Raw genomic sequence first — 16,076 nt, forward strand, 5'->3', positions numbered from 1 at the left:
GCCAGCGCCGTAGCTGTGAAGCTGTACCGAGCTGTACCGTCCGGCGCTTGTACGACAGGAGCTCTACACATGCGCCGGATTTCCCGGATCACGGTCGCAGGCGCAGCGACCGCCTCTCTGGCCCTCGCGCTCTCCGCCTGCGGCGGCACCTCGACCTCGGCCTCGTCGTCGGAGTCGAAGGGCGACAAGGGCCTCGCCATCGCGTACGACGTCGGCGGCAAGGGCGACCAGTCCTTCAACGACGCCGCCTACGCGGGCCTGGAGCAGGCGAAGAAGGAGTTCCAGTACGACACCGCCGACCTCGAGCCCACCGAGGGCGAGACGGACGCCGACAAGGAGCAGCGACTGGTGTCGCTGGCCAAGCAGGGCTACAACCCGGTGATCGGTGTCGGCTACGCGTACGCCGCCGCCGTGAAGGGCGCCGCGGAGCGGTTCCCCGACACCACCTTCGGCATCGTCGACGACTCCACGGTCCAGGCGAAGAACGTGGCCGACCTGGTCTTCTCCGAGGAGGAGGCCTCGTACCTGGCCGGTGTCGCCGCCGCCAAGAGCACCAAGACGAACACGGTCGGCTTCGTGGGCGGTGTGGACATCCCGCTGATCCACAAGTTCCAGGCCGGCTTCGAGCAGGGCGTCAAGGACACGAACCCCAAGGTCAAGGTCCTCTCCCAGTACCTCACGCAGACCGCGGAGGAGGGTGGCTTCTCCAGCCCTGACAAGGGCAAGTCGGCCGCCGAGGGCCAGATCGAGAAGAAGGCCGACGTCGTCTACGCGGCCGCCGGTCTGTCCGGTCAGGGCGTCATCGAGGCCGCCGCCGCCAACAAGGTGTGGGCGATCGGCGTCGACTCCGACCAGTACAAGCAGGAAGCCCTCGCCAAGTACAAGGACTCCATCCTGACCTCGGCGATGAAGGACGTCGCCAAGGCGGTCTACAACCTGGCGAAGTCGGTCGAGGACGGTAAGCCCGCGACCGGTATCGTTCGTGGCGATCTGAAGACCGGCCAGGTGAGCCTGTCGAACTCCAACCCGAAGTTCGCGGACAACACCGAGGTCCAGGAAGCCATCAAGACGGCCAAGGAGAAGATCGTCAAGGGCGAGATCAAGGTCAAGACGAGCTGACTACCGCAACACCCTGAGCAGCGGTAACCCCGGGGTTACGTCCGCTCGACGGGGTACGGGGAGGCTCTCCCGCGGGAGGCCTTCCCCGTACCCCGTTGTCGCGGTGCGTCGGCCCCCTTTCAGGCCATAGGGGCGCTACGCGCGTAGACGACCCCCGTCCCCAGGAGAGTGCGCCATCAACGCGTCCAGCAGCCCTCCGGCCGGCGCGGCGGTCAACGGTCAGGTGACCGCCGTCGAACTCGCCGGAATCACCAAGCGATTCCCGGGCGTCGTGGCCAACCACGACATCCACCTCACCGTCCGCAAGGGCACCGTCCACGCCCTCGTCGGCGAGAACGGCGCCGGCAAGTCGACGCTGATGAAGATCCTCTACGGCATGCAGAAGCCGGACGAGGGCACCATCGCGATCCACGGCGAGCAGGTCAGTTTCTCGTCGCCGGCCGACGCCATCGTCCGCGGCATCGGCATGGTGCACCAGCACTTCATGCTCGCCGACAACCTCACCGTCCTCGAGAACGTGGTGCTCGGCAGCGAGAAGCTGTACGGCATCGGCGCCAAGGCCCGCAAGAAGATCAAGGAGATCTCCGAGCGCTACGGCCTCGGTGTGGAGCCCGACCGGCTGGTGGAGGAGCTCGGCGTCGCCGCCCGCCAGCGCGTGGAGATCCTCAAGGTCCTCTACCGCGGTGCCACCACGCTGATCCTCGACGAGCCCACGGCCGTCCTGGTGCCGCAGGAGGTCGACGCGCTCTTCGACAACCTGCGCGAGCTGAAGGCCGAGGGCCTGTCGGTCATCTTCATCTCCCACAAGCTGGGCGAGGTGCTGTCCGTCGCGGACGAGATCACCGTCATCCGCCGCGGAACGACGGTCGGTACGGCCGTCCCCTCCGAGACCACCCCGAAGCAGCTGGCCGAGATGATGGTCGGCAGCGAGCTGCCGACGCCGGAGACGGCGGAGTCGACCGTCACCGACCGCCCCGTCATCACGGTGGACAAGCTGCGCCTGGAGACGGCCGGCGGCAAGGCCCTGCTGGACGACATCACCTTCACCATCCACGCGGGCGAGGTCCTGGGCATCGCAGGCGTCGAGGGCAACGGCCAGACCGAGCTGGTCGACGCGCTCATCGGCCTCAAGCACGCCGACTCCGGCACGATCACCCTCATCGACGAGGAGATCACCGGCTGGGCCACCCGCAAGCGCCGCGAGCAGGGCATCGGCTACATCCCCGAGGACCGCCACCGCCACGGTCTACTCCTGGAGGCCCCCCTCTGGGAGAACCGCATCCTCGGCCACGTCACCGAGAAGCCCAACGCCAAGGGCGTCTGGCTGGACCCGAAGGCCGCGCAGGCGGACACCCGCCGCATCGTCGAGGCGTACGACGTCCGCACCCCCGGCATCGACGTCACCGCCGCCTCCCTGTCCGGCGGCAACCAGCAGAAGCTGATCGTCGGCCGCGAGATGAGCCACAAGCCGCGCTTCCTGATCGCCGCGCACCCCACCCGCGGTGTGGACGTCGGCGCGCAGGCCGCCATCTGGGACCACATCCGCGAGGCCCGCCGCGAGGGCCTGGCCGTGCTGCTGATCTCCGCCGACCTGGACGAGCTGATCGGCCTGTCCGACACCCTCCGCGTGATCTACAACGGCAAGCTGGTCGCCGACGCCGACCCGGCCACCATCACGCCGGAGGAGCTCGGATCGGCCATGACCGGTGCCGCGACCGGCCACCTGGAACACGAAGAGACCCCCGAGACCCCGGACGCGCCCGAGATCCGCAAGTCTCCCGAGTCTCCGGAAGACGAGGCCCGCTGATGAAGAAGTTCGACAAGGAGCGCGTGCTCCTCGCGGTGGCCGGACCGGTCATCGCGCTCGCCGTGGCCTTCGTGCTCAGCGCGATCGTGCTGGTCGCCTCCGGCAAGAGCCCGGTCGAGCCGTACACCCTGATGTTCGAGCAGGCCTCGTTCTCCGACATCCAGGTGCTGATCATCAACCAGGCCTCGATGTACTACATCGCGGCCCTCGCGGTGGCCATCGGCTTCCGGATGAACCTGTTCAACATCGGTGTCGACGGCCAGTACCAGCTCGCCGCCATGATGGCCGCCATCGTCGGCGCCCACGCGAACCTGCCGGCCGCTCTCCAGGTCCCGCTGCTGATCCTCACCGCGGTCTGCACCGGCGCCTTCTGGTCCGGCATCGCAGGTGTCCTCAAGGTCACCCGCGGCGTCAGCGAGGTCGTCGCGACGATCATGCTGAACGCGATCGCCACGTCGGTCATCGCCTACCTGTGGCTGCCGAACGTCTTCGGCGTCAAGGTCGGCAACAACAACACCACCGGCGAGATGCACGAGTCCGGCTGGATCCCCGGCATCGACATGGGCGACGCCGGCGAGATCTACGGCCTGGTCTTCCTCGCCGTGCTGCTCGGCGTCGGCTACTGGATCGTCCTCAACCGCACCCGCTTCGGCTTCGACCTGCGCGCCTCCGGCGCCTCGGAGACGGCCGCCGCGGCCAGCGGTGTCGACCCCAAGCGCATGGTGCTCACCGCCATGCTGATCTCCGGCGGCATCGCGGGCCTCGCCGGCCTGCCGATCCTGCTCGGCGACACCCACACCTACAGCCTGAACTTCCCCACCGGCATCGGCTTCCTCGGCATCGGCATCGCGCTGCTCGGCCGCAACAGCCCCGTGGGCATCGCGTTCGCCGCCCTGCTGTGGGCCTGGCTCGACAAGGCATCGCCCGAGCTGGACTTCCACGACTACGACAAGGAGATCGCGGTCATCATGCAGGGCCTGATCGTGCTCTCGGTCGTCGTCTCCTACGAGGCCGTACGCGAGTGGGGCCTGCGCCGCCAGCAGCGCCGGGTCGGCGCGGAGCTGGCCGCCGGCAACGTCCTGGGCGCCGACAACAACACCACGAAGGAGGTGGCAGGCCGATGACCACCCCGCAGACTTCAGCGGTCGATGTCAACCAGCCCACGCTGCAGCCCGCGGCTCCGACGGGCCGCCGCCTGTCGTGGCCCGTCCTGCTGCTGGTCATCGCCGGAGCGCTGGCGCTGACCTCGATCGTCCGCATCATCACCGGCGCCGACGGCATCACCAACGTCAGCCAGATGTCCACCGCGCTCCAGCTCGCCGTGCCGATCGGCCTCGCGGGTCTCGGCGGTCTGTGGGCCGAGCGGGCGGGTGTCGTCAACATCGGCCTCGAGGGCATGATGATCCTCGGCACCTGGTTCGGCGCCTGGGCCGGCTTCCAGTGGGGCCCGTGGACCGGTGTCCTGGTCGGCATCATCGGCGGCTGCCTCGGCGGCCTGCTCCACGCCTTCGTCACCGTCACCTTCAACGTCAACCACATCGTCTCCGGTGTGGCCATCAACATCCTCGCCCTGGGCGCCACCCGCTACCTCGCGCCCCTCGCCTTCGAGGGCCACGCGGGCGGCTCCGCCAAGCAGTCCCCGGCGGTCGACTCCCTCGGCAACTTCACCGTGCCGGGCCTGTCCGACGCGCTGCGCGACCTCAACAACCAGGGCTGGTTCTTCATCTCGGACGTCGCCGGCCTGCTCGGCGGCCTGGTCACCAACGTCTCCTGGCTGACCCTGATCGCCGTGGCCCTGATCCCCGCCACCTGGTGGATCCTGTGGCGCACCGCCTTCGGGCTGCGCCTGCGCTCCTGCGGCGAGAACCCGGTCGCGGCCGAATCCCTCGGCGTGAACGTCTACAAGTACAAGTACATCGCCGTGATCATCTCCGGCGGCCTGGCCGGCCTCGGCGGAGTCTTCCTGTCCATCGTGGCCAACCCCTTCTACCTGGAGGGCCAGGTCAGCGGCCGCGGTTACATCGGCCTCGCGGCGATGATCTTCGGCAACTGGATGCCGGGCGGCCTCGCCATCGGCGCCGGCCTGTTCGGCTACACCGACAGCCTCAACCTGCGCGGCGGCTCCCAGAACGTCCACGCCCTGCTGCTGCTCGGCGCGCTCCTGCTGATCATCGGCGCCATCTGGCTCGTGATCCGCAAGAGCTACGTCTCGGCCGCGGTCAGCCTGGTCTTCGGCGCCCTGGTGTTCGCCTGGTACGCCGGCACCAACGAGGTCCCCAACCAGGTCGTCTCCGCCACGCCGTACGTCATCACGCTCGTCGTCCTCGTCCTGTCGGCGCAACGCCTGCGCATGCCGAAGGCGGACGGCCTGCCGTACCGGAAGGGCCAGGGCAAGTGACCTCGGCCGCCTCCCACGACGTCGACTGGGACAAGCTGCGCGCGGCGGCCCGGGACGCCATGTCCCGGGCGTACGCCCCGTACTCCGGCTACCCGGTCGGCGTCGCGGCCCTGGTCGACGACGGCCGCACCGTCACCGGCTGCAACGTCGAGAACGCGTCCTACGGCCTCGGCCTGTGCGCCGAGTGCGGGCTGGTCTCGGAGCTGCAGAACACCGGCGGCGGCCGCCTGACGCACTTCACCTGCGTGGACGGCGACGGCGACCCCCTGGTCCCGTGCGGCCGCTGCCGACAGCTGCTGTACGAGTTCGGCGGCCCGGATCTGCTGCTGGAGACTCCGGCGGGCATCCTGCCGCTGTCGGAGATGCTGCCCCAGGCCTTCGGGCCGGGCCACCTCACCAAGTAACTCCCGTGCGGCCCCTCCGAGTTGCCCAGGCGACAGTTGCCCGGGCGACCGGCGGGGCCGTACGACTTCTGGAACCCTCGGAAGGAAGCCAAGCCATGGCCATGGACGCCATCTCCGTCATCCGCACCAAGCGGGACCGCGCCGAGCTCAGCGACGAGCAGATCGACTGGGTCATCGACGCGTACACCCGCGGGGAGGTCGCCGACGAGCAGATGTCCGCGCTCGCCATGGCGATCCTGCTCAACGGCATGAACCGCCGGGAGATCGCCCGCTGGACCGCCGCGATGATCGCCTCCGGCGAGCGCATGGACTTCTCGTCCCTGTCCCGCCCGACGGCCGACAAGCACTCCACCGGCGGTGTCGGCGACAAGATCACCCTCCCGCTGGCCCCCCTGGTGGCGGCCTGTGGTGCCGCCGTTCCCCAGCTCTCGGGCCGGGGCCTCGGCCACACGGGCGGCACCCTGGACAAGCTGGAGTCGATCCCCGGCTGGCGGGCCCTGCTCTCCAACGAGGAGATGCTGCACGTCCTGGACACCACGGGCGCGGTGATCTGCGCGGCGGGCGACGGCCTGGCCCCGGCGGACAAGAAGCTGTACGCGCTCCGCGACGTGACGGGCACGGTGGAGGCCATCCCGCTGATCGCCTCGTCGATCATGTCGAAGAAGATCGCGGAGGGCACGGGCTCGCTGGTCCTGGACGTGAAGGTCGGCACCGGCGCCTTCATGAAGACCATCGAGGACGCGCGCGAGCTGGCCTCGACGATGGTGGGCCTGGGCACGGACCACGGCGTGAAGACGGTGGCCCTGCTGACCGACATGTCGACGCCGCTGGGCCTGACGGCGGGCAACGCCCTCGAAGTCCGCGAGTCGGTGGAGGTCCTGGCGGGCGGCGGCCCCGCTGACGTGGTCGAGCTGACGATCGCCCTGGCCCGCGAAATGCTGGAGGCGGCGGGGGTCCGTGACGCCGACCCGGCGAAGGCGCTGGCCGACGGCTCGGCCATGGACGTCTGGCGCCGCATGATCGCGGCCCAGGGCGGCGACCCGGACGCGGAGCTGCCGGTCGCGCGCGAACAGCACGTGATCAAGGCCCCGTCCTCCGGTGTCCTGACCCGCCTCGACGCCTACGACATCGGCGTCGCCGCCTGGCGCCTGGGTGCCGGACGCGCCCGCAAGGAGGACCCGGTGCAGGCGGGCGCCGGCATCGAGCTGCACGCCAAGCCGGGCGACACGGTGACCGAGGGCCAGCCCCTGCTGACCCTGCACACGGACACGCCGGAGCGCTTCGAGTACGCGCTCCAGTCGGTGGAGGGTTCGTACGACATCGCGGCGCCGGGGACGGACTTCTCGGCTTCGCCGGTGGTGCTGGAGCGGATCGCCTGACCTGGGGTTTCCCCCTTCGGGTGAACGGGATCGGTGGACCTGCGCCGGTCCCGTTCGGCATGCTGGGATCGGTGACGCACCGATAAGGAGACCGCCATGAGCGCACTCACCGTGAGCCAGGACCCCGACCAGAACTGGGACGACCTCGTCCGGTTCTGGGAGGAGATGGAATGGCCCGAGGGCAGCAAGGTGGAGATCATCGAGGGGATCGTCACCGTGACACCTGCTCCCGCGTCCCGCCACAACGTGATCGCGGAACGCATCCAGCGTCGCCTCTACTCCGTGATCCCCGAGGACTGGGGCATCTTCCAGACACTGGCGATCGCCGTGCCGTCACGTCTGGGCATGCTCATCCCTGACCTGGTCGTGGCTCCCGTGCGGGAGTGCGCGGCGGCGGACTCCCACATCCCGGCAGTCCTTGCCGAACTCGTCGTCGAGGTGACCTCCAAGTCCAACGCCCGTCACGACCGCGTCAGCAAGCCCGCCGCCTACGCCACCGCAGGGATCCCGCTGTACATCCTCGTCGACCGCTGGGCTCCTGGAGGGCCCACCGCGACGCTCTACGGAGAGCCGAAGGGCGATGTCTACCGTGTCCTGAGCGCCGTGAAGTTCGGCGATCCCATCAAGCTGCCGCAGCCCTTCGACGTGACGATCGACACCGGCGAGTTCCCGGTCGACTGACCCTCAGCCCAGCAATGCCGCGACCACGACCAGTACCGGCACTGACAACACCGTCGATACCAGAATCGAGTCCCGAGCCAACCGCTCACCCACCCCGTAACTCGACGCATACGTGAACAGGTTCTGCGCGGCCGGCAACGCCGACGTCACCACCACGTCCAGCAACTCGGCCCCCCTCAGCCCGAACACCCCCGCCGCCAGCGCCCACGCCGCAGCCGGCTGCCCCACCGACTTCAGCGCGACCGAGAGCAGGACCGGCTGCCGGTCCGGGCCCCGGCCGGGCATCGTGCTGCCGCACAGGGAGATGCCGAAGGCCAGCAGGACCGCCGGGACCGACATGCCGCCGATCAGGGTCAGCGGGTCCAGGACGGGGGCCGGGACCTTCACCCCCGCCGCCGATACCGCCACCCCCGCCAGCGAGCCGACCGCGATCGGGTTGCGCAAGGGCGTCAGCAGCCGCCGCCACAGTGGGCCCTTCTCGCCCTCGCCGGACAGGTCCAGGATCGTCAGGGCGATCGGGGTGACCCCGACCAGCTGGAACAGCAGCACCGGCGCCACCAGCGACGCGTCGCCCAGCACGTACACCGCGATCGGGATGCCGAGGTTGCCGGAGTTGACGTAGCTGGAGCACAGCGCGCCGATCGTCGTACGGCCCACGCCCCAGCGCCGTACGACCCCGACCGCGACGAAGACTCCGGCCGCCGCGGCCGTGCTCAGTGCCGTGACCAGCAGGCGGCTGGAGAAGATCACCGAGAGGTCGGTCTGCGCCAGCGTGGTGAAGAGCAGGGCCGGGGACGCGACATGGAAGGCCAGCTTGGTCAGCACCTCGCGGCCCTGGCTGCCGAGGTAACCGCGCCGGCCGATCACATAGCCCACCCCGATGACGACCGCGATCACCGCGAACCCCGTCAACACCCCTTGCACGGTGCCTCCTTGGCGGGGAGGAACACGCAGGGTACCCGGGGATGCGCTGATGCGTGGGGCATACAGCCAACCCTCCGGGGAAGGACGGGAGCGGGTCAACGTGATCTCGGTCGGCGGACACCCCGCGCACATGCGATGAGCAGCGGGAAGCGGCGACCGGCGCCCGTTCCGATGAGTTATGCCCGCCTGCCCGGTCTACCGATCGTGGATGCCATGACACCCGCTGTACTCGTGCTGGTCGGACCCGTCACCCGGGACGAGGTGGCAGGGCTGTGCGACGACGTGCGGGCGCTGCTGGAGGCCTCGGGGGCAGGGGTCGTGGTGTGTGACGTCGGAGGGCTCGGGCCGCCGGGACTCGGCGCCGTCGACCTGCTGGCGCGGCTGCAGCTGGCCGCCCGGCGGGCCGGCGGCCGGATACGGCTGCGCGACCCCGACCCGGCCCTACACGCCCTCCTCGACCTGGTCGGCCTCCGCTTCGAGAAGGAGGGGGAGCCCGAACAACGGGAACCAGCGCTTGGTGTCGAGGAAGCAGTGGAATCCGGTGATCCGGCCCTCTGATATCTCCAGCACCTGCACGGCCCACGGAGTGAAGCCGCCCGCCTCCGGGTCCGGCTTGTACTGGGCGAAGCCCGGCAGCCCGTTGACCTGGACCGGCACCAGATGCGAGCCCGCGCAGGGGGCGCCCAGGGTCGTCATGAAGCCGGTGATGTCCTCGACGCCCGTCAGCCACAGGTCGAACGGCGGCATCGTCATGATGGCGTCCTCGTGCAGCAGGGCCGTCAGGGCCGTCATGTCATAGCCCTCGAACGCCGCGACATACCGCTCCAGGAGCTTTTGCTGCTCGTCGTCCAGCGGGTCGGAGGCGGCGGCGTCGCTGCCCGGCTGCTGCTGCTGCTCGGCGAGGGTCGCGCGGGCCCGCTGCAGCGCGCTGTTGACCGACGCGACCGTCGTGCCGAGCAGCTCGGCGACTTCGCTCGCCTTCCAGGCCAGCACCTCGCGCAGGATCAGCACCGCCCGCTGCTTGGGCGGCAGCTGCTGCAGGGCGGCCATGAAGGCGAGCCGCACCGACTCCTTGGCGACCGCCGCCTCCGCCGGGTCGTCGGTCGTCGGCAGCACCCGGCTGTCCGGCATCGGCTCCAGCCAGGTGTTGTCCGGGCGGGGCGAGAGCGCCGCCCGGGCCAGCGGAGTCGACTCCGTCAGGTCCATCGGCCTGGCCCGCTTGTTGCCGGCGGTCAGCATGTCCAGGCACACGTTCGTCGCGATGCGGTACAGCCACGACCGGAGGCTGGAGCGCCCCTCGAACTTCTCGTAGCTCCGCCAGGCGCGGACCATCGTGTCCTGCACCGCGTCCTCGGCCTCGAAGGACGAGCCGAGCATGCGGTAGCAGTACCCGGTCAGTTCGACGCGGTGCTTCTCCAGCCTGACGTCGAGGTCCCTTGTCGTAGTCGCCGTACCGTCGCTCATCGTCCACCCACCCCTGTGGCCCTATCCCGAAGAGCGCCTCATCGCGCCCAACACCTCGGAAGCTACCGCAGCGCACTGACAATGGCCCCCGGAGCGCACAAACGCCCAGCTCGGAGCCGTTGTCAGACCAGTTGCTTCACCGACATGAGCAGATGCCGGTGCGCGGCAGGCACGTCCTCCTGCGCACCCTCGCCATCCGGCCCGCCGCCCTGTTCCCCGCCTCCGACCGCGCTGAGCAGTGCCCGCTGTCCGGTGCCCAGCAGCTCCATCCGCAGCCGCGGCGCGTCGAAGGAGTTCAGCGCGTCCAGCAGATACGCCGGATTGAAGGCCACGGTCACCTCCGGCGCGCCGTTCAGCACGGCCGGCAGCCGCTGAGCCGCCACGTCGTCCCCGAACCCGGCCCGCAGCAGCACGGAGCCGTCGGCCGAGAAGTCCATCCGCACCGGACCGCTCGCCTCGGCCACCACGGCGACCCGCCGCACCGCCTCCGTCAGCGCCCCGCACTCCACCTCGGCGACCGCCGCCCCCGCCGTGTCGAACAGCGACCCGTACTTCGGCAGCCGCCCGTCCAGCAGCCGTACGACGGCCCGCATGCCTCCGCCCTCGAACCCGACCAGGCCTCCGCCCCCCGCGCGATCCAGCCCCACCCGGACGACTCCGCAGCGCCCCAGCGACCGCGCGGCCTCGAGCAGCCGCCGCGCGGGCACCAGTGCGTCCACGGCACCGTCGGAGGCCGTCGCGTCGCCCTCCGGCTTCCACTCCACCCGCCGTACGGCGTACCGATACCGGTCCGACGCCGACAGCGTCATCGAGTCGCCGTCCAGGCGCAGCTGTACGCCGGTCAGCACCGGCAGTGTCTCGTCCCGGCCGGCCGCCACGGCCACCTGGCCGACGGCCGTCGCGAACGCGGCGGCGTCCACACTGCCGTACACCGGCGGCTGGGACGGCAGGGCCGGGTACTCCTCGCGCGGCAGCGTCGACATCCCGAACTCGGTGCCGCCCGCCGTCACCGTGAACCGCGTCCCCTCCAGGGCGCAGCTCACCGGCCCGTCCGGCAGTACGCGGCAGATGTCCAGCAGCCGTCGCCCGGGCACGAGCACCTCCCCGGCCGACGCCGTCTCCGCGTCCACCCCGATGCGCGCCGCGGCCTCGAAGTCGAAGCCGGAGACGGTGAGCCGCCCCGCGCCGGCCGCAAGCAGCAGGCCGCCCAGCACCGGCACCGGCGTGCGCGAGGGCAGCGCTCGTGCCGCCCACCCCACGGCCTCGGCGAAGGCGGTGCGTTCGATCCGGAACTCCATCAGAAATCCCCCTGGTCAAGGCCGGTCGTCAATGACCGCGGAGGCTATCCGCGACCACTGACAACCCGCCCCCACCAGGGGGAACATGGTCCGCTCCGGACTCAGGCCGCCGTCGTCAGCTGCCGCTGTCGCTGCAGCCGCGCCGCCCGCGTCCCGAAGACCGTGATCGTCACGACGCCGAGCACCGCCAGCAGGCCGACCCCGACGGTCCCGGCCCAGCCGCCCGCGTGGAAGGCGATCGCGCCCACCGTGCTGCCCGCGCTGGAACCGATGTAGTACGCGGACTGGTACAGCGCGGAAGCCTGCGCGCGGCCGTGGGTCGCCGTCTTGCTCACCGCCGAGGACGCCACTGCGTGCCCCGCGAAGAAGCCGCCCGTGATCAGGACCAGGCCCAGCAGGACCAGCGGGAGCGAGCCCGCGAGGGAGAGCAGCAGACCGGTCGCCGTCGTCGCGCCCGCCGCGTACAGGGCGCCTCGGCGGCCCAGGCGGCCCACCAGCCGGCCCGCCGTCGACGCCGACACCGTGCCGACCAGGTAGACCAGGAAGATCGAGCCGATGATGCCCTGGGGGAGGCCGAACGGCGCCTCCGTGAGGCGGTAGCCGATGACCGTGTACACGCCGCCGAAGACCGTCATGAACAGGGCGCCGATGGCGTACAGGCGGCACAGCAGCGGGTTCGCGAGGTGGGTGCGGACCGTGCGGGCCAGCACCCGCGGCCGCAGCGAGCCCGGCTTGAAGTGGCGCGGCGCCGGGAGCAGCAGCCGGAAGGCGACCGCGCACGCGACCGCGATCACGCCGATCACCGCGAGGGCCACCCGCCAGCCCCACTCCTGCGCGACCCAGCCGGTGATCACCCGGCCGCTCATGCCGCCGACGCTGTTGCCCGCGACGAACAGCCCGATCGCCGTGACCAGCGCCTTCGGCCGGACCTCCTCGGCCAGATAGGCCGTGGCCGACGCGGGCAGACCCGCCAGCGCCGCGCCCTGGACCGCCCGCAGCACGACCAGGGCGGTCAGGTTCGGCGCGAAGGGGACCAGCAGTCCGACGGTCACCGCGACCGCCAGCGACGCCGTCATGACCGTACGGCGTCCGAACCGCTCCGACAGCGCGCTCATCGGCAGCACGAACAGGGCCAGACCGCCTGTCGCCGCCGCCACCGTCCAACTCGCCTCGCTCGCCGCCACCCCGAACTCACCGGAGATCAGCGGCAGCAGGGCCTGCGTGGAGTAGAGCAGTGCGAAGGTCGCGACACCGGCGAGGAAGAGGGCGAAGCTCATCCGGCGGTAGCCGGGGCCGCCCGGGGCCATACGGGAGTCGACGACAGGGACAGCGGGTGCGGCGCCCACGGTGGTGGACGCCCCGGTACTGGCGGGAGACATGTTTCGAAGCTACGTACGATCCCCCTGATCCGTCCAATGCATGGATTGGCCATAATCGTTCCCATGAAGCATCAGCAGAGGTCACGGGCTCGCCTGTCACCATCCAGTGACACAGAAGACATGGTGATGTTGCTGGCTCCCCGCCTCGCGTACTTCGCCGGCGTCGCCCGCACCGAGCACGTCACCCGGGCCGCGCAGGAGATGCAGGTCCCGCAGTCCACGCTCTCGCGCGCCATGGTCCGCCTCGAACATGACCTGGGCGTCGACCTGTTCGCCCGCCACGGCCGTACGGTCTCGCTGACCCCCGCCGGCCGCACCTTCCTCGCCTCCGTCGAACGCGCCCTCGCCGAGATCGAGCGCGCCGCCGACGAGGTCCGCGCCGACGCCGACCCGGCGACCGGCAAGGTCGCCTTCGGCTTCCTGCACACCATGGGCGCCGAAACGGTCCCGGGCCTCCTGCAGGCCTTCCGCGCCGACCACCCCCGGGTCCGCTTCAGCCTGGTCCAGAACTACGGCGAGGCGATGATCGAGCGGCTGCGCTCCGGTGAGCTCGACCTGTGCCTGACCTCCCCGGTGCCGGACGCCCCCGACCTGGTGGCCCGCCGCCTGGACGAACAGAAACTCCGCCTGGTCGTCCCCGCCGACCACCGTCTGGCCTCGCGCAAACGCATCCGCCTGGCCGAGGCGGCCGACGAGACCTTCGTGACCCTGGAACCCGGCTACGGCATGCGCCGCATCACCGACGACCTGTGCCAGGAGGCGGGCTTCAAGCCGCGCATCGCCTTCGAGGGCGAGGAGGCGGAGACGTTGCGCGGGCTGGTGGCGGCGGGGCTGGGAGTCGCGCTGCTGCCGCCACCGGCGGTGCCCCGCCCGGGAGTGGCGGAGTTGACGGTCACGGCCCCACGCGCGGCCCGTGAAATCGGCGTCGCATGGCTGGCGGACCGCCCGGACACGCCGCCGGTGGCCGCCTTCAAGAAGTTCCTGCTCTCAAGAAGGGGAAGCCTGTTGCCCTGAAGCGGCGCGGGACTGTTGTCGATATGCGGCTCCGCCGCGTGGGCGCCAGCCACAGATGGCCTGTAGTCCGGAAACCATCTCACCCCTTACGGCGCTACCGTCTCTGCCCGAAGCCGGAGGCCAACGGCATCCGCAATCCCAAAGGCGGCGGAGCCGCGAACGCGTCGGCGACCGGCCGCGAGAACGCCTTCCCGAACAGCGCCCCCATGACGAAGTCCTCGGCCAACGCGAGGACTTCATCCCGATGCTGGTGCAACCCGTGCCGATCGGAGTGCACTTCGAACCGGCACACATCCCGGTTCGCCTTCTTCGCCCGCACCGCCAGCCGAAAAGACAGCTCGGGGTCGGAGACCTCGTCATTCGTGCCGTGCACGATCAGCACCCGCCGCCCGCCGAGCTGCTTCACCGGTTCGGGCGAGGCCGCCAGATCCTCCTCCGGCAGCCAAGGGGCGATCGACAGCACGGAGTTGACGGCCTCATGGCCGCCCGCGTGCAGGGCCGCCCGCCCGCCCATGTCGACCCCGGCGAGGCACACGGGGACGTCGCCATAGCGCCGTACGACCTCGTCCGCGGCCCATGACGCGTCGCTCGCGAGGTTCGCGGCACTGCCGTTCCAGCCGCGGAAGCGGTAGTGGACGACATGCGCCGCCAGCCCCTCCCCGCGTCCCGCCCGCATCAGGCGGCGCCCCAGCGTCCGCACGTACGAGGTCGCCAACAACGGGGCCGGCTTGCGCTGTGATACCTCGTCACCGCCGGGAAGCAGGAGGACCACGCCACTCACCGCCGTCGGCTCCGGCCCGATCGCTCTGCCCAGCCGGGCCCTGCGAACCGGCGTCGCTTGGTGTGCCATGACAGAACAGTGTCAGAAGCGTGGGTGTACGCCACCCTGCCGTGGGGTCACCGTTACGTATCGACGAATTCGTACAGCGAGGGAAACGTCCCGATGAGCGCGCCGTCTACGCGCGTAGGCGTTACAGTGCGAAAATGACGAGCGAGACTGCCCCGAAGGCGACCATTCCGAGCTCGGACCAGATCCGCCGGGCGCCGAAGGTTCTGCTGCACGATCACCTCGACGGCGGGCTGCGCCCCGGCACCGTCGTCGAACTCGCCCGCGCGACGGGCTACACCCAACTCCCCGAGACCGACCCCGCCAAGCTCGGCCTGTGGTTCCGCGAGGCGGCCGACTCCGGCTCGTTGGAGCGGTACTTGGAGACCTTCTCCCACACCGTCGGCGTGATGCAGACCCGCGAGGCCCTCGTCCGGGTCGCGCGCGAGTGCGCCGAGGACCTCGCCGAGGACGGGGTCGTCTACGCCGAGGTGCGCTACGCGCCCGAACAGCACCTCGAAGGCGGACTCACCCTCGAAGAGGTCGTCGAGGCCGTGAACGAGGGCTTCCGGGAGGGTGAGCGGATCGCGCGGGAGAACGGCCACCGCATCCGCGTGGGCGCCCTGCTCACCGCCATGCGACACGCCGCCCGCGCCCTGGAGATCGCCGAACTCGCCAACCGCTACCGTGACCTGGGTGTCGTCGGCTTCGACATCGCGGGCGCCGAGGCCGGCCACCCGCCCACCCGGCATCTCGACGCCTTCGAGTACCTCAAGCGCGAGAACAACCACTTCACCATCCACGCGGGCGAGGCCTTCGGGCTGCCGTCCATCTGGCAGGCCCTGCAGTGGTGCGGCGCCGACCGGCTCGGGCACGGGGTGCGCATCATCGACGACATCCAGGTGCACGCCGACGGTTCGGTGAAGCTCGGCCGGCTCGCCTCGTACGTCCGGGACAAGCGCATCCCGCTGGAGCTGTGCCCCAGTTCCAACCTCCAGACGGGCGCCGCCGACTCCTACGCCGCCCACCCCATCGGGCTGCTGCGCCGACTGCACTTCCGGGCGACGGTGAACACCGACAACCGCCTCATGTCCCACACCACCATGAGCCGGGAATTCGAGCACCTTGTCGAGGCATTCGGTTACACGCTCGACGACATGCAGTGGTTCTCCGTCAATGCGATGAAATCATCGTTCATTCCTTTCGATGAACGGCTCGCGATGATCAATGACGTGATCAAGCCCGGATATGCCGAACTGAAGTCCGAGTGGCTTTTCCGACAGGCGACCTCTACCAGCGACTCTGCTGCCGAGAAGGGGTGACTGGAGGCTCTCCGCCCACGGGGAATGCAGGCACCATTCACAATCCGTCCTCATTTCGATG

15 protein-coding genes are annotated in these 16,076 nt (G+C 70.3%); 10 read left to right on the top strand and 5 right to left on the bottom strand.

What is annotated here, in order from left to right:
• Positions 1-69 precede the first annotated feature (69 nt).
• From ACIREI_RS24055 to ACIREI_RS24085, 7 genes are all read left to right on the top strand, one after another.
• Positions 70-1,119: a BMP family protein gene (locus tag ACIREI_RS24055; RefSeq protein ID WP_403336295.1), complete on the top strand. Its 1,050-nt coding sequence runs from the start codon at positions 70-72 to the stop codon at positions 1,117-1,119.
• Between the two features lie 223 nt (positions 1,120-1,342).
• Complete coding sequence (locus tag ACIREI_RS24060; RefSeq protein WP_403336298.1) at positions 1,343-2,926, top strand: ABC transporter ATP-binding protein; 1,584 nt, start codon at positions 1,343-1,345, stop codon at positions 2,924-2,926.
• The gene (locus ACIREI_RS24065; RefSeq protein ID WP_403336300.1) at positions 2,926-4,050 is read left to right on the top strand and encodes an ABC transporter permease; all 1,125 of its coding nucleotides are present in this window, start codon (positions 2,926-2,928) and stop codon (positions 4,048-4,050) included. The genes ACIREI_RS24060 and ACIREI_RS24065 overlap by 1 nt, the downstream gene beginning before the upstream one ends.
• The gene (locus ACIREI_RS24070) at positions 4,047-5,324 is read left to right on the top strand and encodes an ABC transporter permease (protein ID WP_403336303.1); all 1,278 of its coding nucleotides are present in this window, start codon (positions 4,047-4,049) and stop codon (positions 5,322-5,324) included. The genes ACIREI_RS24065 and ACIREI_RS24070 overlap by 4 nt, the downstream gene beginning before the upstream one ends.
• Complete coding sequence (locus tag ACIREI_RS24075; RefSeq protein WP_403336305.1) at positions 5,321-5,728, top strand: cytidine deaminase; 408 nt, start codon at positions 5,321-5,323, stop codon at positions 5,726-5,728. Before ACIREI_RS24070 ends, ACIREI_RS24075 begins: the two co-directional genes overlap by 4 nt.
• Before the next feature lie 95 nt (positions 5,729-5,823).
• Positions 5,824-7,107, top strand: a complete 1,284-nt coding sequence (locus ACIREI_RS24080; protein ID WP_403336307.1) for a thymidine phosphorylase — start codon at positions 5,824-5,826, stop codon at positions 7,105-7,107.
• A gap of 96 nt (positions 7,108-7,203) precedes the next feature.
• Positions 7,204-7,788, top strand: a complete 585-nt coding sequence (locus ACIREI_RS24085) for a Uma2 family endonuclease (RefSeq protein WP_403336309.1) — start codon at positions 7,204-7,206, stop codon at positions 7,786-7,788.
• A gap of 3 nt (positions 7,789-7,791) precedes the next feature.
• Here ACIREI_RS24085 and ACIREI_RS24090 read toward each other — a convergent pair whose 3' ends face one another.
• Positions 7,792-8,712 carry an AEC family transporter gene (locus tag ACIREI_RS24090; RefSeq protein WP_403336311.1) on the bottom strand — a complete coding sequence of 307 codons (921 nt, stop codon included), beginning with the start codon at positions 8,710-8,712 and terminating at the stop codon, positions 7,792-7,794.
• Between the two features lie 171 nt (positions 8,713-8,883).
• Between ACIREI_RS24090 and ACIREI_RS24095 the strand changes: the two genes are divergently transcribed.
• Complete coding sequence (locus ACIREI_RS24095) at positions 8,884-9,270, top strand: STAS domain-containing protein (RefSeq protein ID WP_403336314.1); 387 nt, start codon at positions 8,884-8,886, stop codon at positions 9,268-9,270.
• Here the strand turns inward: ACIREI_RS24095 and ACIREI_RS24100 are convergent.
• The 3 genes from ACIREI_RS24100 to ACIREI_RS24110 form a co-directional block, all read right to left on the bottom strand.
• On the bottom strand, positions 9,154-10,176 hold the full coding sequence (locus ACIREI_RS24100) for a sigma-70 family RNA polymerase sigma factor (RefSeq protein WP_403336315.1): 1,023 nt from the start codon (positions 10,174-10,176) through the stop codon (positions 9,154-9,156). The two genes, ACIREI_RS24095 and ACIREI_RS24100, sit on opposite strands and share 117 nt — an antisense overlap.
• 122 nt (positions 10,177-10,298) lie before the next feature.
• Positions 10,299-11,474 (bottom strand): DNA polymerase III subunit beta, encoded by a 1,176-nt coding sequence (gene dnaN, locus ACIREI_RS24105; protein ID WP_403336318.1) that lies wholly within the window; start codon positions 11,472-11,474, stop codon positions 10,299-10,301.
• Between the two features lie 101 nt (positions 11,475-11,575).
• A complete protein-coding gene (locus tag ACIREI_RS24110) occupies positions 11,576-12,853 on the bottom strand; it encodes an MFS transporter (protein ID WP_403336321.1) in 1,278 nt (425 codons plus the stop codon).
• Positions 12,854-12,916: 63 nt separating this feature from the next.
• Here ACIREI_RS24110 and ACIREI_RS24115 point away from each other — a divergent pair, with 63 nt between their 5' ends.
• Positions 12,917-13,867, top strand: coding sequence for a LysR family transcriptional regulator (locus tag ACIREI_RS24115; RefSeq protein WP_403336323.1), 951 nt, complete (start codon positions 12,917-12,919; stop codon positions 13,865-13,867).
• 94 nt (positions 13,868-13,961) lie between these two features.
• Here the strand turns inward: ACIREI_RS24115 and ACIREI_RS24120 are convergent, their stop codons facing one another.
• Complete coding sequence (locus ACIREI_RS24120) at positions 13,962-14,717, bottom strand: alpha/beta hydrolase (RefSeq protein WP_403336326.1); 756 nt, start codon at positions 14,715-14,717, stop codon at positions 13,962-13,964.
• A 134-nt stretch (positions 14,718-14,851) separates the two neighbouring features.
• Between ACIREI_RS24120 and ACIREI_RS24125 the strand changes: the two genes are divergently transcribed.
• Entirely contained in the window at positions 14,852-16,015 is a 1,164-nt protein-coding gene (locus ACIREI_RS24125; protein ID WP_403336328.1) for an adenosine deaminase, read from the top strand.
• Positions 16,016-16,076: the final 61 nt, after the last annotated feature.

The organism is Streptomyces sp. NPDC093591, from assembly GCF_044764885.1.
Classification (GTDB): domain Bacteria; phylum Actinomycetota; class Actinomycetes; order Streptomycetales; family Streptomycetaceae; genus Streptomyces.

Bases quoted from the DNA above. Each gene is read 5' to 3' on its own strand.
- ACIREI_RS24055 (WP_403336295.1), top strand. From the start codon at position 70: ATGCGCCGGATTTCCCGGATCACGGTCGCAGGCGCAGCGACCGCCTCT.
- ACIREI_RS24065 (WP_403336300.1), top strand. From the start codon at position 2,926: ATGAAGAAGTTCGACAAGGAGCGCGTGCTCCTCGCGGTGGCCGGACCG.
- ACIREI_RS24070 (WP_403336303.1), top strand. From the start codon at position 4,047: ATGACCACCCCGCAGACTTCAGCGGTCGATGTCAACCAGCCCACGCTG.
- ACIREI_RS24080 (WP_403336307.1), top strand. From the start codon at position 5,824: ATGGCCATGGACGCCATCTCCGTCATCCGCACCAAGCGGGACCGCGCC.
- ACIREI_RS24085 (WP_403336309.1), top strand. From the start codon at position 7,204: ATGAGCGCACTCACCGTGAGCCAGGACCCCGACCAGAACTGGGACGAC.
- ACIREI_RS24095 (WP_403336314.1), top strand. From the start codon at position 8,884: ATGAGTTATGCCCGCCTGCCCGGTCTACCGATCGTGGATGCCATGACA.
- ACIREI_RS24100 (WP_403336315.1), bottom strand. From the start codon at position 10,176: ATGAGCGACGGTACGGCGACTACGACAAGGGACCTCGACGTCAGGCTG.
- dnaN (WP_403336318.1), bottom strand. From the start codon at position 11,474: ATGGAGTTCCGGATCGAACGCACCGCCTTCGCCGAGGCCGTGGGGTGG.
- ACIREI_RS24110 (WP_403336321.1), bottom strand. From the start codon at position 12,853: ATGTCTCCCGCCAGTACCGGGGCGTCCACCACCGTGGGCGCCGCACCC.
- ACIREI_RS24115 (WP_403336323.1), top strand. From the start codon at position 12,917: ATGAAGCATCAGCAGAGGTCACGGGCTCGCCTGTCACCATCCAGTGAC.
- ACIREI_RS24120 (WP_403336326.1), bottom strand. From the start codon at position 14,717: ATGGCACACCAAGCGACGCCGGTTCGCAGGGCCCGGCTGGGCAGAGCG.
- ACIREI_RS24125 (WP_403336328.1), top strand. From the start codon at position 14,852: ATGACGAGCGAGACTGCCCCGAAGGCGACCATTCCGAGCTCGGACCAG.